Here is a 21,602-nt window from a genome sequence, read left to right as displayed (position 1 = left end):
CCGTTCGCGTGCGAGCGCGACGCACTAGGCTGGAACCCAAGTGACCTGTTTGTTCACTGAGAGTGCGCGCAATGGAGTGGCGACGATGACCCTCGTGTACCCGTTCGACGACGCCGCGACGGCCCGGGCCGTCGTCGGTGAGGACGGCACGCTGGTCGCGTGGAACGCCGGCGCGCAGCGGCTGCTGGGCTGGTCGCCCGCCGAGGTCGTGGGCAGACCGGCGGCGCACCTCCTGGTCGGCGAGGGCGAGGAGGTACCCGACGGGCCCGTGGGCGCCCGCTGGGACGGCACCCTCACCCTGTGCCACCGCGACGGCACGGCCGTGTCGGTGTGGCTGCTCGCCCATCACCAGGACTCGGCGGACGGCGGCCCCGGACACTGGCTCGTGGTCACCCCGCTGGACCCCGGCGGCCCCCGCTCCCCCGACGACCCGCTGAGCACGGCCGTCCTGGCGCAGTCGCCCTGTGCCGTCGCCGTGTACGACGAACAGCTGCGGCTGCGCCGGGTCAACGACGCCATGGCCGACGTGATCGGGCTGCCCGAGAAGCGCATCCAGGGTCTCAGGCTGTCCGAGATCGGCGGCAAGCAGCAGAGCGAGGAGCTGGAGGCGCATCTGCTGCACGTGCTCAGCACCGGCCGGTCGAAGGACGTGCAGACGTACATGCGGACCGGCGGCGAGCCCGTCGCGCACGCCTGGCTGGCGCGGATGGCGCCGGTCACCGACGCGGCGGGCCGGGTGCGGGGCGTGTGCCTGGCCGCTCACGACTTCACCGACAACTTCCTCGCCCGGGAGCGGCTCCAGCTGGTCAACGAGGCGAGTGTGCGCATCGGCACCACCCTCGACGTCACGCGCACGGCCCAGGAACTGGCGGACGTGTGCATCCCGGCGCTCGCCGACTTCGTCAGCGTCGACCTGCTGGACCCGCCGGAGAACGGCGAGGCCCCGGCGACGCTCACCGCGCCGATCGAGCTGCGCCGCGCCGCCCACCAGTCGGTGGACCCCGGCAACCCGCTGGCGGTGATGAAGCCGGGGCACAGCGAGCTGTATCCCGCCACCTCCCCACAGGCCGACTCCCTGGTGGCGGGCCGCACCATCTCCGCCACGGTCGCCTCCGGTCGCCTCGACCAGTGGCTCAACTGGAACAGGACCCGCGGCGAGCGCGTCAAGGAGTACGGCATCCACGCCACGATGTCCGTGCCCATCCAGGCCCGCGGCCGGACCCTCGGGGTGGCGGTCCTCACCCGGTACCGGCGCCCCGACCCGTTCACCGCGGACGACGTGCTGCTGGCCGAGGAGATCACCGCACGCGCCGCGGTCTGCATCGACAACGCCCGCCGCTTCTCCCGCGAGCGCGAGACCGCCCTCGCCCTCCAGCGCAGTCTGCTGCCCCGCTCCCTGCCCCGGACGGCCGCCGTGGAGGCGGCCTCCCGCTATCTCCCGGCGGCGCGGGCCGGGGTGGGCGGCGACTGGTTCGACGTGATCCCCCTGTCCGGGATGCGGGTCGCGATGGTCGTCGGGGACGTGGTGGGGCACGGCATCCAGGCCTCGGCGACGATGGGCCGCCTGCGGACCGCCGTGCGCACCCTCGCCGACATCGACCTGGCCCCGGACGAACTCCTCACCCACCTCGACGACCTCGTCGTACGGCTGTCCGCGGAGGCGGGCGGTGAGGGCAGCCCCGGCGAGGTCGGGGCCACCTGTCTCTACGCGGTCTACGACCCGGTGTCCCGGCACTGCACGCTGGCCAGGGCCGGGCATCCGGCGCCCGTGATGCTGACGCCGCGAGGAGTGGCGAGCCACGTGGACCTGCCCGCGGGGCCGCCGCTGGGCGTGGGCGGGCTGCCCTTCGAGTCCGCCGAGCTGGATCTGCCCGAGGGGACCGTGCTGGCCCTGTTCACGGACGGTCTGACCGAGTCCGGGGAGCGGGACGTGGACACCGCTCGCGCCCTGCTGTGCGAGGCCCTGGCCGTTCCCGCCGACTCCCTGGAGGAGAGCTGCGACCGGGTCCTGCACGCGCTGCTCCCGCCCGGCGGCTCCACGGACGACGTGGCCCTGCTGCTCGCGCGCACCCTGGGCCTGCCCGCCTCCCAGGTGGCGACCTGGGACATCCCGGCCGACCCGGCGCTGGTGGCGCCCGTCCGCAAGCAGGTCGTCCAGCAGCTGGACCGCTGGGACCTGAGCGAGGCGTCGTTCACCGCGGAGCTCGTGACGAGCGAGCTGGTGACGAACGCGATCCGGTACGGCGCCCACCCCATCAGGCTGCGGCTCATCCATGACGCGACCACACTGATCTGCGAGGTCTCCGACACCAGCCACACCGCCCCGCACCTGCGGCGCGCCAAGACCTGGGACGAGGGCGGCCGGGGCCTGCTCCTGGTCGCGCAGCTCACCCAGCGCTGGGGCAGCCGGCACACCGCCGAGGGCAAGACGATCTGGGCGGAGATCGGACTCCTCGACGAGGAGTGAGCCTGTCCGGAAATCCGTGGAAGTCTTCGGGCGAGCGAACTTTTCCGGGCCGTGCCGCATCGGAACCTGGTGACGGGGCACAAGGCGCCGTACGCGCGCGTGCGTGGAATCTCCGGGAGTGTGGAGACATGACGAACAGGTCCCTGGGTGTGCGGCGGGCGGCCCTGCTCGCCGGTGCGGTCGCGATGCTCGGCCTGCTGGCCGGCTGCGGCAGCGGCGACGGCACGGCGAGCTCCCCGCGCACGGAGTCGGGCAGCACATCACCGTCGGCCCCCGGCACGGGGAGCACGCCAGGCGGTGACGGCACCGGCAGCGCGCCCAGCGGGGTGCCGACCGACGCCGTGAGCAACTCCCTCACGCCGTCCGCACCGAGGTCCCCGGCCGCCGGGACGCGCTGCCACACCTCCGAGCTGAGCGCCTCCGTGGGCCGGAACAACCCGGGCGCCGGGCAGGAGAACTTTCCGGTCGTCCTGACGAACGAGTCGAGCCGCACCTGCACCCTGTACGGCTATCCGGGCGCCGCCTTCGTCGACGCGTCCGGCAAGCAGCTGGGCCCTGACCCCAAGCGCTCCTCCGGGGATCCGGAGACCGTGCGGCTGGCCCCGGGCCAGAGCGCCTGGGCCGGGCTGTCCTTCGCGAACCCCGAGGTCAGCGGCGCGAGCACGGCCACCCCCGCCGCCCTTGTGGTGACCCCGCCGGACGAGGAGGACCCGCTGAAGGTCACCTGGAAGTCCGGTGAGGTCCCGGTGTCCGGCAACGAGTCGTCGGTACGGCTGATCCCGTTCAGCCCCGGTACCGGGGGCTGAACGGTCGCCATCGGGGCACTGGCGGGCTGAGGGGCCCCGGCCGGGGTCACTCGCGGGTTTCTTACCCTGGCCTGGTTTCATGACCTGGCACGATCTGCTCGCGTCCCGAAGGATTCGCCCTGAACACCCCGCTCGCCGAAGCCCTGTCCGTCGCCCTGCTCGTCGCCGTACTCGTGTGGGCGGTCCTACGCCCCTTCGGCCGGCCGGAGGCCGTGGTCGCGGTCCCGGCGGCGGGGCTCGCGGTCGTGACCGGCGCGATCTCCCCGGCGCACGCGTGGGCGGAGGCCGAGCGGCTGGGGCCGGTGGTCGGGTTCCTGGCCGCGGTGCTGGTACTCGCCCACTTCTGTGACGTCGAGGGACTGTTCCATGCCTGCGGGGCCTGGCTGGCCCGGCGGTCGGCGGGCTCGCCGGGGCGGCTGCTGACCGGTGTGTTCGGGCTGGCGTCGGCGATCACGGCGGTGCTCAGCCTGGACGCCACCGTGGTGCTGCTGACGCCGGTGGTGCTGGTCACCGCCTCCCGGATGGGCGCCCGCGCGAAGCCGCACGTCTACGCGTGCGCGCATCTGTCGAACACCGCCTCGCTGCTGCTGCCCGTGTCGAACCTCACCAACCTGCTGGCCTTCGAGGCGAGCGGCGTGAGCTTCACCCGCTTCGCCCTGCTGATGGCGCTGCCCTGGCTGGCGGCGATCGCCGTCGAGTACGCGGTGTTCCGGCGCTTCTTCGAGACCGACCTGACCGTCGTCGACCACTCCCCCGAGCCGTCCGAGGAGCCCGCGCTGCCGCTGTTCGCGCTGGTCACCGTCGGCTGCACACTGGCCGGGTTCGTGGTGGCCTCCGCGTTCGGCGTCGATCCCGCGTGGGTCGCCTGCGCGGGCGCGCTCGTCCTGGCGGGCCGCGCTCTCATCCGCCGGAAGGCCACCCCGGTCACGGTGGTGCGGGCGGCGGCACCGGCCTTCCTGGCGTTCGTGCTCGCGCTCGGCATCGTGGTGCGCGCGGTCGTCGACAACGGCCTCGCCGACGCCCTGCGCCACGTCCTGCCCGACGGGACGGGGATCGTCGCCCTGCTGGGGATCGCCGCACTGGCCGCCGTACTGGCGAACCTGATCAACAATCTGCCCGCGGTCCTGGTCCTGCTGCCGCTGACCGCCGCGGCCGGGCCCGGCGCGGTCCTCGCGGTGCTGCTCGGGGTGAACATCGGCCCGAACCTCACCTACGCCGGGTCCCTGGCCACCCTGCTGTGGCGGCGCATCCTGCACCGGGACGACCACGAGGTCGGGCTCGGCGAGTTCACCCGGCTCGGCCTGCTGACCGTGCCGGCCGCGCTCGCCGCCTCGGTGGTGGCGCTGTGGGGCTCGGTCCAACTCGTGGGAGTCTGAGGCGCGTCAAGCTCGCAGGGCTTGTCGAGCCTGCGCCGGGGTCAGCGTCCGTAGCCGCTGCCGGGCCCGTAACCGCCGCCATAGCCGCCGTACCCGTACCCGTACCCGCCGCCGTATCCGCCGCCGCTCTGGCCGCCCCAGGTGCAGTAGTACGGGTTGGTGGCGCAGTTGCCGCTCGTGGCGGGGCTGCTCGGCATGGCCGGCGGGGCCGGAGGCGTGAACGTGGGCTCGGGGGTGGAAGACGCCTTCGGGGTCGGTGTCGGCGTCTTCGAGGGGGCGGGGGCGGACTTCGTCGTCGGTGTGGGGCTGCTCTCCGCGTCCCAGTTGACCGCCTGCATCTGGGGGTCGGTCTTCGAGGTGTCGAACACCCAGCGCTGGGCGGGGCTGTCGTCGCGGTTCTTCAGGACGAGCGCGCCGGACCCGTCGGTGGCGGCGGGGGCCAGGGCAAGGTCCTGGTCCCAGCGCGGGACGAGGGTGCCCTGAAGGGTGAAGTCGTAGCGGATGTTCTTGGCGCCCGGCGAGCCGGCGCCCGTGCAGGGCGCGAGCCGTACCGAGAAGCCGAGGTGGGAGTCCAGGCACAGGTCGGGGTCGGTGGCGCTGCGCAGCAGTCCGTCGGTCTCGTACGTCCACTGCTGGCCCTCGGCGGCGGAGCACTCGGCGAGCTGGGTCTCGACGCCCTGGGCGATCTTCTTGCCGACGACGCCGACGCACAGCCCGGACTCGACGTTGTGCAGACGGCCGTGCAGGTCGCCCTCTCGCGCCTCGCTCGCGCCGGCCCACGACGGGTCGCTGGTCGAGGAGGCCGTGTCGGAGCCGGGCGCCTCGGAGGGGGTGGCGTCGGCCGGGCCGCCTCCGTCCGAGCGGAACGAGGACCACATGACCAGGGGCAGGACGACGAGCCCGCTCACCGTCAGCACGGCCACGGTGAGGTTGCGCCGGGAGGCGCGGCGGGCGGCCTTGTGGGCCGAGCGGCGGGAGCCGGAGCGCGCACGGGCGCGGGGGCCGGGGACGGCGGGCGCCGGGTCGGCGGGGCCGGCGGGCGCGCCCTGGTCCGGGGCGGCGAACGGCATCGGCGTACCGAAGGCCTCACCCACGAACGGCCTTGCCGGGGCGTGCCGTTGGGCCTCCTCGGCCGCACCCGTGTCGTCGACGCTGAGCCGCGATTCCACGTAGGCGGCGGCGCCCCAGCCGAGCACGGCCTCGGCCAGCGCGAGACCGAGCTGCCCGTTGAACTGGTGCAGTTGGTCGGCGGTGTGCATGCAGTGCCTGCACCGCTCCAGGTGCTCGCGCAGATCGGGATCGACATCGGCACCGCCGCGCCGGTAGGTCACGTCGAGCAGCCGCAGGTAGTGCCGGCACTCCTGCTCGGGGGCGAGTTCGCGGTGGACCTGGAGGCACTCCTCGCGCAACCGCTCGCGGGCCCGGCGGAGTTCGACGCGGGCGTCCTCCACGTCCAGGCCGAGAAGGCCCGCGGGGACGGCGATCGGCTCGGCCTCGACCTCGGTGTGCCACAGCAGGCAGCGGGCGGACTGCTGCAACCGCTGGAAGGCGCCGGACAGCAGTCGCCGCTCGGCGGGGGGCAGCAGTCGGGCCGCGGCCCGGTCGCCGCCCGCCTCGCTTCTCAGCGCGGGGTGGAGCATCTCGCGCCGGCCGTCGGCGTCCCATTCGGCCGCTATGCGGCGCACGGTGACCAGGAGATGGGGCCGCCAGGCTGCGGTCGGCCCGATGTGGCGCAGGGACTCGCCGAACAGGCGGGTGAAGGCGGACGTGGTGAGCATGCCCGCGGGGCGGGGACCGTCGGTGCACAGCCGCGCGTAGGCGAAGGCGGCTTCCCAGTGCCGGTCGAGGAGTTCGCCGACGGGCTGCAGGGCCGGCGTCGTGCCGCTCCACTTCTTGAGCTCGGCGCTCAGCTGCTCGTCCGTGACGTCGTACGGGCGAACCGGAGACGGGGAATTCGACAGGCCTGCGTCATTCACGGCGGCATTTCCTCCCGAGGGCATGCTGCGTTGCATAAGTCCATACCAATGGGTACGTCCGCCTGGGGCAGCTCTTTTGAAGCGTGAAGGGCGTACGGGGGAGTCAAGAGCACACAGGTCTGAAATGTGCATTGTCTGTGTGCTGACAACGCACACCTTTACACAGGTCAGGGACGCCCAACAAGTGATCCCCTCGGTTTTGCACATCCCGCCCACCCGGCACAGATAGACAATTCGTCAACACTGACGCCTGCCGGATTGCCGGTCCCCTGATTCCGTAATTGGAAACAGGATTCAGTTAACTCCGCGAGGAGATCCAGGCAACCATTGAAGGTCCACTACACAGTGGATCCGCGTGGCCCCGTGATGTCATGCCCCAACCATTGGGCCGGCCGCCCGGTAGGCCCCGGGCGGTGTCCCGTACCGGTCGCGGAAGACGCGGTTGAAATGGAAGGGGCTGGCGAAACCGGAGGCGGCGGCGACGCGTTCCACGGACAGGTCGGTGCTCTCCAGCAGCCGGGCGGCGTGATGCAACCGTGCCTCGCGCAGTGCCCGCATGGGCGAGCGGCCCAGCTGCCGGGTGAAGAGGTGGGCGAACCGGGAGGGCGACAGCGCCACTTCGGCGGCGAGCGACCGCACGGTGTGCGGGGCCGCGGGGTCGGCCGTGATCAGCTCCTGGGCGCGCCGCACCCGGGGGTCGAGGCCGTTCCCGGTCCGTGTCCCGAGCACGGCGCCCGCGGTGAGCAGCACGACCTCCTCCAGTGCGCCCAGGGCGAGTTCACGGGCCGTGGTGCCGTGGGCCACGGCGACGGCGACCCGGTCATCGGGCGGGGCGGCCGCGGGCGGGGTGCCGGTGCCGGTCCAGCGGGCGTCGGCGAGCATCCGGCGAAAGGCCGCCTCGACGCGGGTGTGCGGACCGTCGTCAGAGGGGTCCGGGGTGACCGCGTACAGGCCGTCACCCCTGCCGTACGGACCCAGCCAGGTGGTCCAGGACGCTCTGGCTGCGCAGTGCGCCCACCAGAACTCCCAGTGTTCGGCACCCTGTTGGACGCCGTAGCGGTGCGGGGCGCCGGGGGCGAGCACCACCAGGTCCCCGGCGCCCGCCGCGGTCTCGGTCCGTCCCTGGCGCAGGGTGCCGCGGCCGCTCACCGTCCAGGTGAACAGCCAGCTGTCGGCGCCGCGCGGGCGCTGGACGGCGTAGCCCGGGAGTTCGTCGTAGCGGCCGACGACCACGAGGCCCGGCGGCGGGCCCGGGTCGCCGGGTGCAGCACTCTCGGGCAATCCGTCGGCGGTCACGGGCATCCTCCTCGCACGGGCTGCGGCCTAGCGTGACGAGTGGAACACATCCGACCGAGGACGACCAGGGAGTGGCCTGCATGACCGTCACGGGCATCGAGATGGGCGTCCGGCAGTTCGAGGAGGACGGCTTCACGGTCGTCCGCGGGCTGTTCGGGCGCGAGGAGATCGACCGGCTGTGTGGCGAGTTCTCGGCACTGCACGCGGGCGGCGCCGTGCCGGGGCACTTCGAGCCGAGTGCGCCGGGTGAGTCGGCGGATCCGCTGCGCAGGTACCCGCGGGTGATGCAGCCGCACGAGATCAACGACCTCGCGCTGCGGGTCCTGCTGGACGCCCGACTGCGCGAGGTGCTGGAGACGCTGCTCGGGGAGGAGGTGCTGGCCGCGCAGAGCATGTTCTACTTCAAGCCGCCCGGGGCAAGGGGGCAGGCGCTGCACCAGGACAACTTCTATCTGCGGGTCGAGCCGGGCACCTGTGTCGCGGCCTGGGTGGCCTGCGATGTGATCGACCGGGACAACGGAGGTCTCGAGGTGGTCCCGGGCACGCACCGCATGGACCTGTTCTGCCCGGAACTCGCGGACTCCGAGGTGTCGTTCGCGCGGGAGTACGTGGCACCGCCGCCGGGGCTCGCCGCGGTTCCCGTCGACATGGCGCCGGGCGACGTCCTGTTCTTCAACGGCAGCCTGGTGCACGGCTCGCAGCCGAACCGTACGGCCGACCGGTTCCGGCGGTCGTTCATCGGGCACTACGTGGGAGCGTCCACCGAGCGGATCGGGCACTACTACCGGACCCTGTCGATGAGCGGCGCGCGGGTGCCGTTGCCGGAGAGCGAGGGGGCCGGTCCGTGCGGCACGGAGTTCGCACCGCACGGACCGCACTAGTCAGCTGTGACCGACGACGGGGCGGGCCGTGTACGGCCCCTCCAGTTCCTCGATCTCCTTGTCGCTGAGCTCCAGTTCGACCGCCGCCACCGCGTCCTCGATGTGGTGCGGCTTGCCCGCGCCGACGATCGGGGCCGCCACGGTGTCCTTCGCCAGCAGCCAGGCCAGGGCCACCTGGGCGCGCGGGACGCCCCGCTCGCCGGCGATGCGGGTGACGGCCTCGACGATGCTCCGGTCGCCCTCCTGGTACAGGCGGCTGCCGAAGTCGTCGGTGGCGCTGCGGTCGGTGACCGTGCCCCAGTCCCGGGTGAGGCGGCCGCGGGCCAGCGGGCTCCACGGCAGGGCGCTGACGCCCTGGTCGGCGCAGAGCGGCAGCATCTCGCGCTCCTCCTCGCGGTAGAGGAGGTTGTAGTGGTTCTGCATGGACACGAACTTGGTCCAGCCGTGCCGCTCGGCGGTGTACTGCATCTTGGAGAACTGCCAGGCGTACATCGAACTCGCCCCGAGATAGCGGACCTTGCCCGCCTTCACCAGGTCGTGCAGCGCCTCCATCGTCTCCTCGACCGGGGTGTGGGGGTCGAAGCGGTGGATCTGGTAGAGGTCGACGTAGTCGGTGCCGAGGCGCCTGAGGCTGTGGTCGATCTCCGTCATGATCGCCTTGCGGGACAGCCCGGCGGCGTTCTGGCCGGACCGCATCCGGCCGTGCACCTTGGTCGCGAGCACGATCTCGTCGCGGTTCGCGAAGTCCGCGAGGGCCTTGCCGACGATCTCCTCGCTGGTGCCGTCGGAGTAGACGTTGGCGGTGTCGAAGAAGGTGACACCGGCGTCCAGCGCCTGCCGGATCAGGGGCCGCGACGCCTCCTCGTCGAGGGTCCACTCGTGCACGCCGCGGTCCGGCAGGCCGTAGGACATGCAGCCCAGACAGATCCGAGAGACGTCCAGGCCCGTCGAACCGAGCTTCACGTACTGCATCGTTGCTGCTCCTGCCTTCGAGAGGGGTCCGAAGGGGAGCGTACGACTTCGCGTGCGCTCGATGTCCAACTCGACGTGGACCGGCTACGGCGAGGCAGGAGACCGGCTGGCGTCATCTCCCCGGCTCGACCAGGTCCAGTGCCCGCTCCCACCCGAACTCCTCGCCGTCGGCGCCCTGGTAGGGGTGTCCGAACCGAACTCCCATGGCCCGCAGCCGGATCAGGCTGTCCTGGTAGGCGGGATGCGCGGCGAGGTCGTCGGAGACGCAGGTCAGGACGCCGATCGGAATGCCCCGTCCGGCGGCCTCGCACAGCGTGCCGACGGCGAGGGTGTCGGCGATTCCGGCCGCCCACTTGTTGATGGTGTTGAAGGTGGCAGGGGCGACGACGACCGCGTCCGGGTCCGGGAAGGGCCGCGCGTCCCCCGGGCGGCGCCACGCGGAACGGATCGGGTAGCCGGTCCGCGCCTCGACGGCGGCCGTGTCGAAGAAGCCGTTCATGGCGGTGGGGGTGGCGATGACGCCGACGTGCCACTCCCGCTCCCGCGCGGCGGTGATCAGCTTGCCGACGTCCGCCGCGATGCCGGCGGCGCAGACGACGACGTACAAGAAGGGCGGTATCTCGGCCTGTTCGCTCACGCCGGAACCCTACTGAAGCGGGAAGGACCGTCCCCGCTCGGACTCGGGGCGCGGTCCGCGGATGCGGCGCTCCTCCTCCTCGATGGGCACGTCGTTGATGCTCGCCTCGCGCCGGGTCATCAGCCCGTGCTCGTCGAACTCCCACAGTTCGTTGCCGTACGACCGCCACCACTGCCCTTCGGCGTCCCGGCACTCGTACTGGAACCGGACCGCGATGCGGTTGCCGTCGTAGGCCCACAGGTCCTTGCGCAGCGCGTACTCCCGCTCGCGCGCCCACTTGGCGGTGAGGAACCCGATGATCTCGGCGCGGCCGGTGACGAAGGTGCCGCGGTTGCGCCACACGGAGTCCTCGGAGTACGCGAGCGCCACGCGCTGCGGATCGCGGGTGTTCCAGGCGTCCTCGGCGGCCTGCACCTTCTGGGCCGCGCTCTCGCGGGTGAAGGGCGGCAGGGGTGGGCGGTCGGTCATGGCGTCCTCCGGGAGCGGCGACCGGAGAACGTGCGTTCTCCCTGGCGCTGCTACCGTAGGAGAACGCTCGTTCTCGCGTCAAGGAAAGGTCGGCCATGGACAGCGCACTGGCCCGCGACCGGGTGCTGGACGCCGCCGAGGAGCTGTTCTACGGCCGGGGCATCCAGTCCGTCGGCATGGACGACATACGCGGCGCGTCCGGCGTCTCGCTCAAGCGGCTCTACCAGCTCTTCCCGGCCAAGGAACAGCTGGTGGAGGCATATCTGGAGCGCCGGGACGGACGGTGGCGGGGCCGGCTGGCCGAGTACGTGGCACGTCGTACGGCTCCCGTCGAACGCGTCCTCGCGGTCTACGACTGGCTGGAGGAATGGTTCGGCGAGGACGGCTTCCGCGGGTGCGCGTGGATCAACTCGTACGGCGAACTGGGCGCGACCTCGGACCGGGTGGCGGCCCAGGTCCGGGCGCACAAGAGGGCGTTCGCGGACTACCTCGCCGCCCTCGTGGCCGACGCGGGCCGCCCCCCGGCGCTGGCCGGGCCGCTCTTCCTGCTCGCCGAGGGTGCCATGGTGACGGCGGGCATCACGGGCAGCACCCGCCCGGCCGCCGAGGCGCGGGAGGCGGCGCGGCTGCTGCTGGACTCGCGCTGAGGCGAGGGACGGCGGTGGGCGGCATGATTCCGTCACGGGTTGTCGCGAGGGGGCCGCTCGCGGCCTCACCCGGAACCGCCAGGGGCGGAAGCAGACCGGCCGGAGTGCGCTCGGCGGGCCGGCGTCGGCAGGTGGCGGGGTCTCCCCGGGCGCCGCGCGGGGCGTGATCCGGGCGGCGCACCGGCCGCAGCACCGGCACCGGAGGACGCGCTGCCCGCCGGACCCGGCCACCCTGCCGCCCGGGCCGTCGCCGAGGCGACCGTGGTGCTGCGCCCACGTCCCCACGCCCCGGTCCACGGGGACGTCGGCCTCGTCGTCGCCCCGGGCGAACGGCTGCTGTTCGCGCTCACCGTCACGGTGGAGTGCCGGCGGATCACCGCGTACGGCGTGGCAGCCGGGTCAGCTCACGGGCTCCGACACGGTGATGGCGGCGACGGGGCAGGCCCTGGCGGCCTCCCTGACCATGGGATCGCCGCCGCCGTCCTCCCTGCCGGGCAGGAGCGTGCTGAAGCCGTCGTCGTCCTGGGTGAAGACGCCCGGGGCGGCCAGGGCACACTGGCCCGCCCCGATGCAGACGTCCTTGTCGATGTCGATGTGCAGCTGCTGCGTGTCCATCGTCGGATGCCTCTTACCAGGTCACGGGGAGTTCCAGCATCCCCTGGATGGTGTCGCCGGGTTTGAAGGGGATCTTGTCGGCGGGGGCGGCGAGGCGGAGGGTGGGCAGCCGGTCGAAGAGGGTGCCCAGGGCGATCTCCAGCTCGGCGCGGGCGAGATTCTGACCGAGGCACTGGTGGATGCCGAAGCCGAACGCGATGTGGTGCCGGGCGGGGCGGTGCCAGTCGAGGGTGTCGGGCGCGTCGTAGACGTCCTCGTCGCGGTTGACGACGGAGGTCGAGAAGACGACTCCCTCGCCCGCGCGGATCGTCGTCCCGGCCACGTCGATGTCCTCCAGGGCCGTCCGGAGCAGTCCGTCGGCGATCGACAGCATCCGCATGAGTTCCTCGACTGCGCCGGGGAGCAGTGCGGGGTCGGTGCGCAACTCGGCCAGCCGGTCGGGGTGTTGGAGGAGGGTGAAGGTGCCGAGCGAGATCATGTTGGCGGTCGTCTCGTGACCGGCGACCAGCAGGATGATCGCCAGGGCGATCAGTTCCTCGCGGGTCAGCTCCCCGTCGCGCAGCTGCCGGTGGACGAGTTCGTCGAGCACGCCGTCGCCCGGCTCCGGCTGTTTCTGTTTGTGGCCGATCAACTCGTCGAAGTACGCCTCCAGTTGGTCGCGGGCGTCCGTGACGTCGTCGGCCGCGGGACCGCGCAGCAGTCGCCGGGACTGCCCTTCGAAGAAGTCGTGGTCGGTGTACGGCACGCCGAGCAGGGCGCAGATCACGGTCGAGGGGAAGGGCAGCGCGAAGGCGGTCACCAGCTCGGCGGGCGGGCCCTGGGCGACCATCGCGTCGATGCGTTCGTCCACGATCCGCTGGATCCGCGGGCGGAGTTCGGCGGCCCTGCGGAGCGTGAAGCTGGGGACCATCATGCGCCGCTGGACGCGGTGCTCGGGGTCGTCGACGCCCAGCAGCGCCGTTCTGCGGTTCTTGATCGCCGCGAACCGCGCGGTGGGCGCGGGGAAGCCGTCGCGGGTGCGGTCGGTGGACAGCCGGGGGTCGGCGAGCAGGGCGCGCGCGGTGCCGTGTCCGGTGACCAGCCAGGCCGGACGCCCGTCGAAGAGGGTGATCCGGGACAGCGGTCGGTCGGCGCGCAGGGGTTCGTAGCCGGCGGGCGGGTGGTAGGGGCAGGTCCGGTCCTGGGGGAAGGCGACGGGTTGCGTTTCCGTCATGGAAGACCTCGCAGACGAAGGGTGCGTCGTGCAGATCTTCATTAGATGCTCGGGGCATCTATACGGCGACGAGATGTTCGGCCAGATCGGTGGCGGCGGCAATCTGGCCGGAGACCGTCGCCGTAGGGCGGAAAAGCGGAGGGCGTCCGTCACGGCTGGTCGGCCTGAGCTCGCCGTCTCGGCTGCGGCGCTCGGTCGGCCCACCTCGGTATCCGGCCATGCCGGGCTCGGACGGTGTACGCCCCGATGGCCGGGCTGTGCCCGAAGAGCATGCAGGGGGCGTCACCCGACTGGTAATGCTCAGCGGCCCCCTGGGGAACCCGAGGGGGATGATTCCCGTGCGGGTCGGTGTTGTCCCGTGCGAGACCGCCGTAGCACAGACGAGGAGACGGAAACCATGCCTCTTGAGGGCGAGTACGAGCCCAGCCCGACGCAGTGGGTGCGTGAGCAGGTGGAGCTGTACGAGAGCTCCGGCGGAGCCGAGGGCAACACGCTGCTGGACACGGGGATGCCGGTCATCGTGCTGACGACCCGGGGCGCGAAGAGCGGCCGTATCCGCAAGACGCCGTTGATGCGTGTCGAGCACGAGGGGCGTTACGCGGTGGTCGCCTCGCTGGGCGGGGCGCCCAAGCACCCGGTCTGGTACCACAACGTCAAGGCCGACCCGCATGTCGAGCTCCAGGACGGCCCGGTCAAGCGGGACTTCACGGCCCGCGAGATCACCGGCGCGGAGAAGGACGAGTGGTGGGAGCGGGCGGTCGCGGCGTACCCGCCGTACGCCGACTACCAGAAGAAGACCGACCGGGTCATACCGGTCTTCGTTCTGGAGCCCGTCGACGGGGACTGACCGCTCTCCGGAAAAATTTTCAACCAAGGATGCATGACGCGGGTACCGCCGGGCACCCGAGCGTCAGGCCCCGCCGCGTTCCCCCGTCGCGGCGGGGCTTTCCCTTGCCTCCTCGGCCGGCCGGTCGGTCACGTCGAGGAAGATCTGGTCCGCTTCGGACACGGTCCGGGCGACGGACCGCTTGATGCGTACGGCGACCTCCTCGACCCGCTCGCTGTCCAGGCCCGGCACCAGGTCCACGCGGGCGGCCACCAGGACCGAGTCCAGCCCCATCTTCATGGTGAACAGCGCCTCCACGCTGTCGATCTCGGGCTGCGCGTCCAGCAGTGCCCGGATCCGGGCACTGGCCTCCGGGTCCGCGGCCTCGCCGATCAGCTGCCCCTTGGCCTCGTGCCCCAGCCGGAAGGCCACGTAGACGAGCAGCGCGCCGATGGCCATGGAGGCGGACGCCTCCCAGACGACCTGCCCGGTGACCATGTGCAGCGCCATGCCGATCATGGCCAGGGTGACCCCGAGGACCGCGGTGCCGTCCTCGGCGACGACCGTGCGCAGGGCGGGGTCGCGCATGCCCTGGGCGACCCCGCCCTGCTTGCGTACCTGGTGCAGCGCCCGTACCAGCGAGATCCCCTCGGCGACGAAGGCCACGCCGAGCACGATCAGGCCGGCCACATAGCCGCTGAGTTTCTCCTCCGCGCCGTTGCGGAGCGCCTCGATACCCTGGAAGAAGGAGAAGCAGCCGCCCATCACGAAGATCCCGACGGCCGCGATCAGTGACCAGAAGAACCGCTCCTTGCCGTAGCCGAAGGGATGGCGCCGGTCGGCGGGGCGGCGGCTGCGCCGCAGCGCGGCCAGCAGGAAGACCTCATTGAGGCTGTCCGCGACGGAGTGCGCCGCTTCCGACAGCAGTGCGGGCGAGCCCGCGAGGAGGCCGCCGACGGCCTTGGCGACCGCGATCACCAGGTTGGCCGCGAGCGCCACCAGCACGGTGACGCGTGTTTTCCGGTCCGCTTTGTCGTTCGTCGATGTCCCGCTCACCATCGCCGACTGCCCGCCTCCGGGGTACTCACACCGTGCCGACTCGCGAAAACGGGGAACGCGTCCACCAGGACAGGCGTCAGACAGGAGGAAGCATGGGCAGCGCCGACGACGGCAACAGCGCGTACGGCCACAAGGCGTTCAAGCGGTCCAAGAGCCATTTCGCGGACCGGGTCACCGCCGACGGCCGGGACGGCTGGCCGGTGGAGGCCGGCCGCTACCGCCTGGTCGTCAGCCGCGCGTGCCCCTGGGCCAGCCGGGCGGTGATCTCGCGCCGGCTGCTCGGCCTGGAGGGCGCGCTGTCGATGGCGGTCGCCGACCCGATCCAGGACGACCGCAGCTGGCGGTTCACCCTGGATCCGGACGGCCGCGACCCGGTGCTCGGCATCCGCTACCTGAGCGAGGCCTACGACAAGCGGGAGAGCGACTGTCCGGGCGGGGTGAGCGTGCCCGCGCTCGTGGACGTTCCGAGCGGGAAGCTGGTGACCAACGACTACCAGCAGCTCACCCTGGACCTGGCCACCGAGTGGACGGCCCTGCACCGGGAGGGGGCGCCCGACCTGTATCCGCGGGCGCTGCGCGACGAGATCGACACGGTGATGGCGGAGGTCTACGAGGACGTCAACAACGGTGTGTACCGGGCGGGTTTCGCCACCGGCCAGGAGGAGTACGAGCAGGCGTGCGCGGGCGTGTTCCGCCGGCTCGAGCTGCTGACACCGCGGCTGGCGAGGCAGCGGTATCTCGTCGGGGACACGATCACCGAGGCGGACATCCGCCTGTTCACCACATTGGTGCGTTTCGACGCCGTCTACCACGGTCACTTCAAGTGCAACCGCTGGAAGCTGGCGGAGAACGAGGTGCTGTGGGCGTACGCCCGCGATCTCTACCAGACGCCGGGCTTCGGTGACACGGTCGACTTCGACCACATCAAGCGGCACTACCACCAGGTGCACACCGGCATCAACCCGACCGGCATCGTCCCGCTCGGGCCGGACCTGGCGGGCTGGCTGACGCCGCATCACCGCGAGGAGCTCGGCGGCCGTCCGTTCGGCGACGGAACCGCGCCGGGCCCGGTGCCGACGGCCGAGGCGGTCCCGGCGCACCACCGACCCACCACTGAGCAAGGAGATTGATCGTGGCAAAGAAGAAGAAGCTGCCCCTCGCCTACAAGCCCCTCGGTTTCGTACTGGGCTGGACGAGCGGAACGCTGGCGGGACTGGCCTTCCAGAAGACCTGGAAGGCCATCCGGCACGAGGACGACGCCCCCGACGCCCTGGACCGTGACCGCGGCTGGGGAGAGATCCTGCTGGCTGCGGCGGTCCAGGGCGCCATCTTCGCCGTGGTGCGCAGCGCGGTGGACCGCGCGGGCGCCACAGCCATCGAACGCTCCACCGGAGTCTGGCCGGCCGACGACAAGGGCGGCCGCGACTGACTCAGCCCTGCTTCGGCGCGGTCGAGGCGACCATGCGCAGGGTGAAGGAGTGTCCGGCGGGGTCGGCGTATCCGCGTTCCTCGAACGGCCCCGCCGCGTCCTTCGTCTCCAGTGGACGCCCGCCGAGCTCCACCACCTTGCGCTCGACCTCGTCCAGGTCCTCCACCACGAAGTCGATGTGGGCCTGGAGGGAGTTCTCGGGGCGGGGCCAGCTGGGCGGTGTGGCGTTCACATCACGCCGGAACGCCAGCCGGAAGCCGTCCGCTCCCCTGATCTCCACGCGGTTCGCGGACGCGTCGGTCTCCTCGGCCTCCAGCAACTCCTTGTAGAACACGGCGAGTTTCTCGGGCTCGGCACAGTCGAGCACCACGACCCCCGCTTTCACCAGTGCCATGTCTCCTCCGAAGGATCCGGCCAAGGGGTCCCTGCGCCCCGCGGCCCTGTACCTTGCGGATATCCCGGCACAGCCGATTCAGTCGGCGACCGACCACTCCCCGTCCCGCATCAGCTCACGCCCGGTGAGCTCGTTGACCTCCCGCCAGGCCTGCACGCGCCGGGGGCGGACGCGGAAGTACAGGTAGGGCGTGGCGAGTTGCCGGGGGTCGAAGCCGGTCACCGAGGCGAACCGGTCCCCGTCCTCCTGGCTCAACTCGGCCCGGGTGATGGTCTCGACGGTCCCGTCGATCATCACGACGTCCCGGGTGGGCCCGAGTCCGAGGCGGACGCGGCCGGTCGCCTTCAGGTTGCGGCCGGTGGGGCTGGCGGCCGGAGTGGCGAGCAGAAGGGTGGAGCCGTCCCAGAAGAACGACAGCGGGACGAGATACGGCGTCCCCGAGTCGTCGTCGGGGGCCGTGGCGACCCAGATGTCGTCGTCGTGCTCCAGGCGGTGCAGAGTGTCCTGCTTGCGCTGCTGGGCGGTGCGGGGCGGGGGCGGCTGCGGGGTCATCGGGGTGCGTCCTCCTGCTGGATCTTCGACTGACGCGATCAGTCTGGCCGTTCCTCCCCGGGTTCCACCTCCGCCTTTCGTCCTAGGGCCGCCACCCACCCCCGGACTTCCTGGACGAATGTCCAGCTATAGTGGACACACGTCCAAGAACTGAGGGAAGCAGCTGATGGAGATCCTGGCGAACGTGCTGGTCGGCCTCGTGGCGGCGCTGCACGTGTACATCCTGGTGATGGAGATGTTCCTGTGGCAGAAGAAGCCGGGGATGTCCTTCCACGGCTTCGACCGGGACATGGCCCGGGCCACCGCCGCGATGGCCGCCAATCAGGGGCTGTACAACGGCTTCCTCGCCGCGGGCCTGGTGTGGGGGCTGGTGGCCGGGGACCCGACCGGGTTCCGGGCGCAGGTGTTCTTCCTGGTGTGCGTGATCGTCGCCGGCGTGTACGGCGCCGTCACCGCCAACGTCCGGATCCTCGCCGCACAGGCGCTGCCCGGCGCGCTCGCCCTGGCCGCCGTCCTCGTGGCGCAGTGACCCGCCCCGCCCCGGAGGATCCGCGGGCGGCCCGCACCCGGGCGCGGCTGCGGGAGGCCCTGCTCGCGGAGTGTGCCGAGCGGCCGCTGGAGGAGGTCGGCGTGGCCGCGCTGGTGCGGCGCGCCGGGGTCGGCCGGGCCACGTTCTACGTGCACTACGACGGCCTGGAGGCGCTCGCCGTCGACGCCTGCGCGGACGTCGTACGGGACGCCGTGGAGGCGCTGCACGCCTGGCGCGGGCGGCCCGACCCGGTGCACGCGCCGCCCGCGCTCGCGGAGTTCTTCGCCTCGCTCACCCCGCACACCGCCCTGTACCGGTCACTGCTCGCCCCGGGCGGCGGCGGTCCCCTCGGCAGGGTGCTGCACCGGGACCTGCGGGCCTACAGCCTGCGGGAGCGCGAGCTGGCGGGTGCCTCCGACGCCCCCCTGGTCGCCTCCGCGGTCGCCGCCACCTTCGCCGGTGTCCTCGCCGACTGGCTGCACGGCCTGCTCGAGGCGACCGCGGCCGACATCGCCGACCAGGTCTGGCAGTTGCTCGTCGCCCTGCATGCCAGCCGGTGAACTCACCTCACTTGCAGGCCACATGCGCCTTGAGCAGGGGCCAGGCCTGTACGCCGTCGGGTGTGCGGACGTACGCGGTGCGCCGGTCGCCGCTCAGCCACAACTCCCGCTTCTCGTAGCGGTATCCGGTGTCGTGGGAGTTCGCAGGCAGGGTGACCGAGTCGTCGTGGGCCGCGGTGAGCATGCCGGGTTCGAGCAGGCCCTCCGGGTCACGGGCGTACGTGTCCCCGCCGAGGTCGAGGAAGTGCACCTTCCGCCAGCCGCAGTGATCGTCCCCCGCCCTGCTGCTCACCTCGGTGGTCGCGACCCGCTCGCCCGTACGGTCGGTCCAGATCTCGTAGCCGTGGGAGGCGGTCCAGTCGGCCGGGAGTTCGGACGGGTCGCAGGAGGCGCTGGTCTCCGGACCCCAACCGGGCCTGTCCCGCTGGTCCTTGGCGACCACCACCGCCACCTTGGTCCGGCCGCCGACGTCGTAGGAGTACAGCACGCGGTCCCCCTCCCGGCGCTCCACGCGGTAGCCGGAGCGGGGCTCGCCCGGGTCGAACAGGTCGAAGTACAGCTTCAGTCCCTCCTCGGGGCTGTCCCCGCCGTCGCCCCTGCTCCAGCCGTCGGGGCCGTTGCCGTTCGAGATCTCCCCCGCACACTCCAGGGCGCGGCCCGCGGCACCCGAGGCGAGCCGCAGCGCCCGCGGTGTGTGCTCGTCCAGTTCCTTCGTGGGGACCTTCAGCGGCCCGTCGTAGACAGTGGCCGGTGCGGTGCCCTCGACCACCACGCCCTCCCCTGACTCGCACCCCACGGCCGCCATGGCCATGACGGCCGGCACCACCCACAGCGCTCTGCGCATTCCCGCCCCCTGTACACCGTCCGCCTGCATGATCCTTCGACGCGGCGGGGGCCCGGAACGTTCAGCGCGCCGCCGTCTGGAACGTGCGCCGGTACACCTGCGGCGACACCCCGATCGCCGCGTGCAGGTGCTGGCGCAGGGACGCGCCGGTGGCGAAGCCGACGCGGCCCGCGATCTGGTCGACCGACAGGTCGCTGGACTCCAGGAGGTGCCGGGCCCGGACCACCCGCTGCTGGATCAGCCAGCGGCCGGGGCTCATGCCCACCTCGTCGTTGAAGCGGCGGGCGAAGGTGCGCAGGCTCATCCGGGCGTGGGCGGCCAGATCGCCGAGGGTCAGGGGCTCGTCGAGGCGTTCCAGCGCCCAGGCGCGGGTCCCGGCCGTGCTCGCGGCGCCGTTCTCGGGGACCGGCTGCTCGATGTACTGGGCCTGGCCGCCGTCCCGGAACGGCGGGACCACACAGCGGCGGGCGACGGTGTTGGCGAGTTCGGCGCCGTGGTCCTTGCGGACCAGGTGCAGGCAGACGTCCACCCCGGAGGCGGCCCCGGCCGAGGTGAGGATGCGGCCGTCGTCGACGAAGAGGACGTCGGGGTCGAGGTCGATGTGCGGGAACAGGCGCCTGAAGTGGTCGGCGAGCTGCCAGTGGGTGGTGGCCCGGCGGCCGTCCAGGAGGCCGGCCATGGCGAGGACGAACGCGCCGGTGCAGATGGAGACGATCCGGGCGTCGGGGCGGATGCGCGCGAGCGCCCGGCGGACCTCCTCCGGCAGTTCGGCGGGCATCCGGTCCGCCGAGACGGGGGTGATCACCACGGTGTCGGCCGTGGCGAGGATCTCGGGGCCGTGCTCGACGCCGATGGTGAAGTCGGCGTTGCTGCGCACCGGTCGGCCGTCGGCCGAGCAGGTCAGCACCTCGTACCGGCCGTCCGCCGCGCCGAGGATCCGGCTGGGGATGCCCAGTTCGAAGGGGTACACGCCGTCCAGGGCCAGCACCACGACCCGCTCGGTCCGCTCGGTCTCGTCCGCATGTCGCATGGCACGATCCTATCGAAGCTTGGCAATCGTGCCATTTCCCGGACGGGCGGAGACGGGCAGGCTGGACGACCATGAGCACTGTGAACACCATGCGAGCCATCAGCCAGGACACCCTCGGCGGTCCCGAGGTCCTCAAGGAGATCGAGGTCGAACGCCCCGCGCCGCGAGCGAACGAGGTGCTGGTCCGGGTGCGGGCGGCCGGCCTGAACCCGACCGACTGGAAGCACCGCGCCACCGGCGGCTTCCTCGGCGAACCGCCGTTCGTCCTCGGCTGGGACGTCTCCGGCGTGGTCGAGGCGGTCGGCATCGGGGTCGCCACCTTCGAGCCCGGTGACGAGGTGTTCGGCATGCTGCCGTACCCCTGGGGCCACGGTTCGCACGCCGAGTACGTGATCGCACCGGTGCGGGCCCTCGCGCACAAGCCGGCGTCGATCGACCACACGCAGGCGGGCGCGCTGCCCCTCGTGTCGCTGACCGCCTGGCAGGCGCTGGTCGAGAACGCCGAACTGCGGCCGGGACAGCGGGTGTTGATCCACGCGGCGGCCGGCGGGGTGGGTCATGTGGCCGTGCAGATCGCCAAGGCGCGCGGCGCGTACGTGATCGGTACCGCGAGCGCGGGCAAGCACGACTTCCTGCGCGAGCTGGGCGTGGACGAGGTGATCGACTACCGGGAGACCGACTTCACAGAGGCGGTGAAGGACGTCGACGTGGTGCTGGACACGCTCGGCGGCGAGACGTCCGTGGCCTCGCTGCGGGTGCTGCGGCCGGGCGGGATCGTGGTGTCGATCCTGCCGGTCGGCTCGGACGAGTTCGCCACGGAGGCCGAGCGGCTCGGGGTGCGGGCCCTGCGGATGCTGGTGGACGCCGACCGCGCCGGGATGGACGCGATCGCGGACCTGGTGGAGAAGGGCGAGCTGCGGCCCACGATCGCGGGGACGTTCCCGCTGGCCGGTGCCGCCGAGGCGCACGAGCTCGGCGACACCGGCCGTACGACCGGGAAGCTGGTCCTGGTGGTCGACTGACCG

The 21,602-nt window shown here is 72.2% G+C and carries 23 protein-coding genes; 11 read left to right on the top strand and 12 right to left on the bottom strand.

The genetic code is table 11. The annotated features are described in order from the left end of the window. Positions 1–85: 85 nt before the first annotated feature. The 3 genes from ACFYZ8_RS16165 to ACFYZ8_RS16155 all read left to right on the top strand — a co-directional run bounded on the left by ACFYZ8_RS16165 (position 86) and on the right by ACFYZ8_RS16155 (position 4,649). Positions 86–2,467: a SpoIIE family protein phosphatase gene (locus tag ACFYZ8_RS16165; protein ID WP_388533082.1), complete on the top strand. Its 2,382-nt coding sequence runs from the start codon at positions 86–88 to the stop codon at positions 2,465–2,467. 128 nt (positions 2,468–2,595) lie between these two features. Next, entirely contained in the window at positions 2,596–3,273 is a 678-nt protein-coding gene (locus tag ACFYZ8_RS16160) for a DUF4232 domain-containing protein (protein WP_388533079.1), read from the top strand. 119 nt (positions 3,274–3,392) lie between these two features. Continuing rightward, the gene (locus tag ACFYZ8_RS16155) at positions 3,393–4,649 is read left to right on the top strand and encodes an SLC13 family permease (protein WP_388533773.1); all 1,257 of its coding nucleotides are present in this window, start codon (positions 3,393–3,395) and stop codon (positions 4,647–4,649) included. Between the two features lie 41 nt (positions 4,650–4,690). Here ACFYZ8_RS16155 and ACFYZ8_RS16150 read toward each other — a convergent pair whose 3' ends face one another. Both ACFYZ8_RS16150 and ACFYZ8_RS16145 read right to left on the bottom strand, forming a co-directional pair. Beyond that, on the bottom strand, positions 4,691–6,625 hold the full coding sequence (locus ACFYZ8_RS16150; protein ID WP_388533076.1) for an RICIN domain-containing protein: 1,935 nt from the start codon (positions 6,623–6,625) through the stop codon (positions 4,691–4,693). 369 nt (positions 6,626–6,994) lie between these two features. Next, on the bottom strand, positions 6,995–7,927 hold the full coding sequence (locus ACFYZ8_RS16145) for a helix-turn-helix domain-containing protein (protein WP_388533074.1): 933 nt from the start codon (positions 7,925–7,927) through the stop codon (positions 6,995–6,997). Positions 7,928–8,001: 74 nt separating this feature from the next. Here ACFYZ8_RS16145 and ACFYZ8_RS16140 point away from each other — a divergent pair, with 74 nt between their 5' ends. Continuing rightward, positions 8,002–8,802 carry a phytanoyl-CoA dioxygenase family protein gene (locus ACFYZ8_RS16140; RefSeq protein WP_388533071.1) on the top strand — a complete coding sequence of 267 codons (801 nt, stop codon included), beginning with the start codon at positions 8,002–8,004 and terminating at the stop codon, positions 8,800–8,802. Here ACFYZ8_RS16140 and ACFYZ8_RS16135 read toward each other — a convergent pair whose 3' ends face one another. From ACFYZ8_RS16135 to ACFYZ8_RS16125, 3 genes are all read right to left on the bottom strand, one after another. Then, entirely contained in the window at positions 8,803–9,774 is a 972-nt protein-coding gene (locus ACFYZ8_RS16135; protein WP_359029283.1) for an aldo/keto reductase, read from the bottom strand. Positions 9,775–9,886: 112 nt separating this feature from the next. After that, entirely contained in the window at positions 9,887–10,411 is a 525-nt protein-coding gene (locus ACFYZ8_RS16130) for a flavoprotein (RefSeq protein WP_359029284.1), read from the bottom strand. Positions 10,412–10,420: 9 nt separating this feature from the next. Beyond that, positions 10,421–10,879 carry a nuclear transport factor 2 family protein gene (locus ACFYZ8_RS16125; RefSeq protein ID WP_359029285.1) on the bottom strand — a complete coding sequence of 153 codons (459 nt, stop codon included), beginning with the start codon at positions 10,877–10,879 and terminating at the stop codon, positions 10,421–10,423. Between the two features lie 95 nt (positions 10,880–10,974). Here ACFYZ8_RS16125 and ACFYZ8_RS16120 point away from each other — a divergent pair, with 95 nt between their 5' ends. Further along, on the top strand, positions 10,975–11,526 hold the full coding sequence (locus ACFYZ8_RS16120; RefSeq protein WP_388533067.1) for a TetR/AcrR family transcriptional regulator: 552 nt from the start codon (positions 10,975–10,977) through the stop codon (positions 11,524–11,526). 399 nt (positions 11,527–11,925) lie between these two features. Here the strand turns inward: ACFYZ8_RS16120 and ACFYZ8_RS16115 are convergent, their stop codons facing one another. Together ACFYZ8_RS16115 and ACFYZ8_RS16110 are read right to left on the bottom strand one after the other, a co-directional pair. After that, positions 11,926–12,126 carry a ferredoxin gene (locus ACFYZ8_RS16115; protein WP_359029387.1) on the bottom strand — a complete coding sequence of 67 codons (201 nt, stop codon included), beginning with the start codon at positions 12,124–12,126 and terminating at the stop codon, positions 11,926–11,928. Positions 12,127–12,154: 28 nt separating this feature from the next. Then, on the bottom strand, positions 12,155–13,354 hold the full coding sequence (locus ACFYZ8_RS16110; RefSeq protein WP_389049833.1) for a cytochrome P450: 1,200 nt from the start codon (positions 13,352–13,354) through the stop codon (positions 12,155–12,157). 397 nt (positions 13,355–13,751) lie between these two features. Here ACFYZ8_RS16110 and ACFYZ8_RS16105 point away from each other — a divergent pair, with 397 nt between their 5' ends. Continuing rightward, complete coding sequence (locus ACFYZ8_RS16105; protein ID WP_359029288.1) at positions 13,752–14,201, top strand: nitroreductase family deazaflavin-dependent oxidoreductase; 450 nt, start codon at positions 13,752–13,754, stop codon at positions 14,199–14,201. A gap of 63 nt (positions 14,202–14,264) precedes the next feature. Here ACFYZ8_RS16105 and ACFYZ8_RS16100 read toward each other — a convergent pair whose 3' ends face one another. Then, on the bottom strand, positions 14,265–15,239 hold the full coding sequence (locus tag ACFYZ8_RS16100; RefSeq protein ID WP_388533062.1) for a cation diffusion facilitator family transporter: 975 nt from the start codon (positions 15,237–15,239) through the stop codon (positions 14,265–14,267). A gap of 92 nt (positions 15,240–15,331) precedes the next feature. Between ACFYZ8_RS16100 and ACFYZ8_RS16095 the strand changes: the two genes are divergently transcribed. Continuing rightward, positions 15,332–16,369 carry a glutathione S-transferase C-terminal domain-containing protein gene (locus ACFYZ8_RS16095; protein WP_359029290.1) on the top strand — a complete coding sequence of 346 codons (1,038 nt, stop codon included), beginning with the start codon at positions 15,332–15,334 and terminating at the stop codon, positions 16,367–16,369. A 2-nt stretch (positions 16,370–16,371) separates the two neighbouring features. Continuing rightward, entirely contained in the window at positions 16,372–16,668 is a 297-nt protein-coding gene (locus ACFYZ8_RS16090; RefSeq protein ID WP_356596027.1) for a DUF4235 domain-containing protein, read from the top strand. Between the two features lies 1 nt (position 16,669). Here ACFYZ8_RS16090 and ACFYZ8_RS16085 read toward each other — a convergent pair whose 3' ends face one another. Continuing rightward, positions 16,670–17,062: a VOC family protein gene (locus ACFYZ8_RS16085; protein WP_359029291.1), complete on the bottom strand. Its 393-nt coding sequence runs from the start codon at positions 17,060–17,062 to the stop codon at positions 16,670–16,672. 78 nt (positions 17,063–17,140) lie between these two features. Next, on the bottom strand, positions 17,141–17,614 hold the full coding sequence (locus ACFYZ8_RS16080) for a pyridoxamine 5'-phosphate oxidase family protein (protein WP_388533057.1): 474 nt from the start codon (positions 17,612–17,614) through the stop codon (positions 17,141–17,143). A gap of 166 nt (positions 17,615–17,780) precedes the next feature. Here ACFYZ8_RS16080 and ACFYZ8_RS16075 point away from each other — a divergent pair, with 166 nt between their 5' ends. Both ACFYZ8_RS16075 and ACFYZ8_RS16070 read left to right on the top strand, forming a co-directional pair. Beyond that, positions 17,781–18,143: a DUF1304 domain-containing protein gene (locus ACFYZ8_RS16075; RefSeq protein ID WP_359029293.1), complete on the top strand. Its 363-nt coding sequence runs from the start codon at positions 17,781–17,783 to the stop codon at positions 18,141–18,143. Continuing rightward, positions 18,140–18,703, top strand: a complete 564-nt coding sequence (locus ACFYZ8_RS16070; protein ID WP_388533055.1) for a TetR/AcrR family transcriptional regulator — start codon at positions 18,140–18,142, stop codon at positions 18,701–18,703. Before ACFYZ8_RS16075 ends, ACFYZ8_RS16070 begins: the two co-directional genes overlap by 4 nt. A 7-nt stretch (positions 18,704–18,710) precedes the next feature. Here the strand turns inward: ACFYZ8_RS16070 and ACFYZ8_RS16065 are convergent, their stop codons facing one another. Then, positions 18,711–19,547, bottom strand: coding sequence for a hypothetical protein (locus ACFYZ8_RS16065; RefSeq protein ID WP_388533053.1), 837 nt, complete (start codon positions 19,545–19,547; stop codon positions 18,711–18,713). 61 nt (positions 19,548–19,608) lie between these two features. After that, the gene (locus ACFYZ8_RS16060) at positions 19,609–20,577 is read right to left on the bottom strand and encodes a GlxA family transcriptional regulator (protein ID WP_388533051.1); all 969 of its coding nucleotides are present in this window, start codon (positions 20,575–20,577) and stop codon (positions 19,609–19,611) included. Between the two features lie 71 nt (positions 20,578–20,648). Here ACFYZ8_RS16060 and ACFYZ8_RS16055 point away from each other — a divergent pair, with 71 nt between their 5' ends. Beyond that, a complete protein-coding gene (locus ACFYZ8_RS16055; RefSeq protein WP_388533049.1) occupies positions 20,649–21,599 on the top strand; it encodes an NADP-dependent oxidoreductase in 951 nt (316 codons plus the stop codon). The last annotated feature ends 3 nt before the right edge of the window (positions 21,600–21,602 follow it).

The organism is Streptomyces sp. NPDC001668 (genome assembly GCF_042893155.1).
Classification (GTDB): Bacteria; Actinomycetota; Actinomycetes; order Streptomycetales; family Streptomycetaceae; genus Streptomyces.
The sequence above is the reverse complement of the archived record's forward strand: the minus strand, read 5'-3'. Positions and strand labels throughout refer to the sequence as shown.

Excerpts from the sequence above, each read along its gene's own strand:
- ACFYZ8_RS16120 (WP_388533067.1), top strand. The coding sequence starts at position 10,975 with ATGGACAGCGCACTGGCCCGCGACCGGGTGCTGGACGCCGCCGAGGAG.
- ACFYZ8_RS16085 (WP_359029291.1), bottom strand. The coding sequence starts at position 17,062 with ATGGCACTGGTGAAAGCGGGGGTCGTGGTGCTCGACTGTGCCGAGCCC.
- ACFYZ8_RS16125 (WP_359029285.1), bottom strand. The coding sequence starts at position 10,879 with ATGACCGACCGCCCACCCCTGCCGCCCTTCACCCGCGAGAGCGCGGCC.
- ACFYZ8_RS16110 (WP_389049833.1), bottom strand. The coding sequence starts at position 13,354 with ATGACGGAAACGCAACCCGTCGCCTTCCCCCAGGACCGGACCTGCCCC.
- ACFYZ8_RS16080 (WP_388533057.1), bottom strand. The coding sequence starts at position 17,614 with ATGACCCCGCAGCCGCCCCCGCCCCGCACCGCCCAGCAGCGCAAGCAG.
- ACFYZ8_RS16145 (WP_388533074.1), bottom strand. The coding sequence starts at position 7,927 with ATGCCCGTGACCGCCGACGGATTGCCCGAGAGTGCTGCACCCGGCGAC.
- ACFYZ8_RS16105 (WP_359029288.1), top strand. The coding sequence starts at position 13,752 with ATGCCTCTTGAGGGCGAGTACGAGCCCAGCCCGACGCAGTGGGTGCGT.
- ACFYZ8_RS16060 (WP_388533051.1), bottom strand. The coding sequence starts at position 20,577 with ATGCGACATGCGGACGAGACCGAGCGGACCGAGCGGGTCGTGGTGCTG.
- ACFYZ8_RS16135 (WP_359029283.1), bottom strand. The coding sequence starts at position 9,774 with ATGCAGTACGTGAAGCTCGGTTCGACGGGCCTGGACGTCTCTCGGATC.
- ACFYZ8_RS16100 (WP_388533062.1), bottom strand. The coding sequence starts at position 15,239 with ATGGTGAGCGGGACATCGACGAACGACAAAGCGGACCGGAAAACACGC.
- ACFYZ8_RS16075 (WP_359029293.1), top strand. The coding sequence starts at position 17,781 with ATGGAGATCCTGGCGAACGTGCTGGTCGGCCTCGTGGCGGCGCTGCAC.
- ACFYZ8_RS16140 (WP_388533071.1), top strand. The coding sequence starts at position 8,002 with ATGACCGTCACGGGCATCGAGATGGGCGTCCGGCAGTTCGAGGAGGAC.
- ACFYZ8_RS16055 (WP_388533049.1), top strand. The coding sequence starts at position 20,649 with ATGAGCACTGTGAACACCATGCGAGCCATCAGCCAGGACACCCTCGGC.
- ACFYZ8_RS16065 (WP_388533053.1), bottom strand. The coding sequence starts at position 19,547 with ATGCGCAGAGCGCTGTGGGTGGTGCCGGCCGTCATGGCCATGGCGGCC.
- ACFYZ8_RS16095 (WP_359029290.1), top strand. The coding sequence starts at position 15,332 with ATGGGCAGCGCCGACGACGGCAACAGCGCGTACGGCCACAAGGCGTTC.
- ACFYZ8_RS16160 (WP_388533079.1), top strand. The coding sequence starts at position 2,596 with ATGACGAACAGGTCCCTGGGTGTGCGGCGGGCGGCCCTGCTCGCCGGT.
- ACFYZ8_RS16165 (WP_388533082.1), top strand. The coding sequence starts at position 86 with ATGACCCTCGTGTACCCGTTCGACGACGCCGCGACGGCCCGGGCCGTC.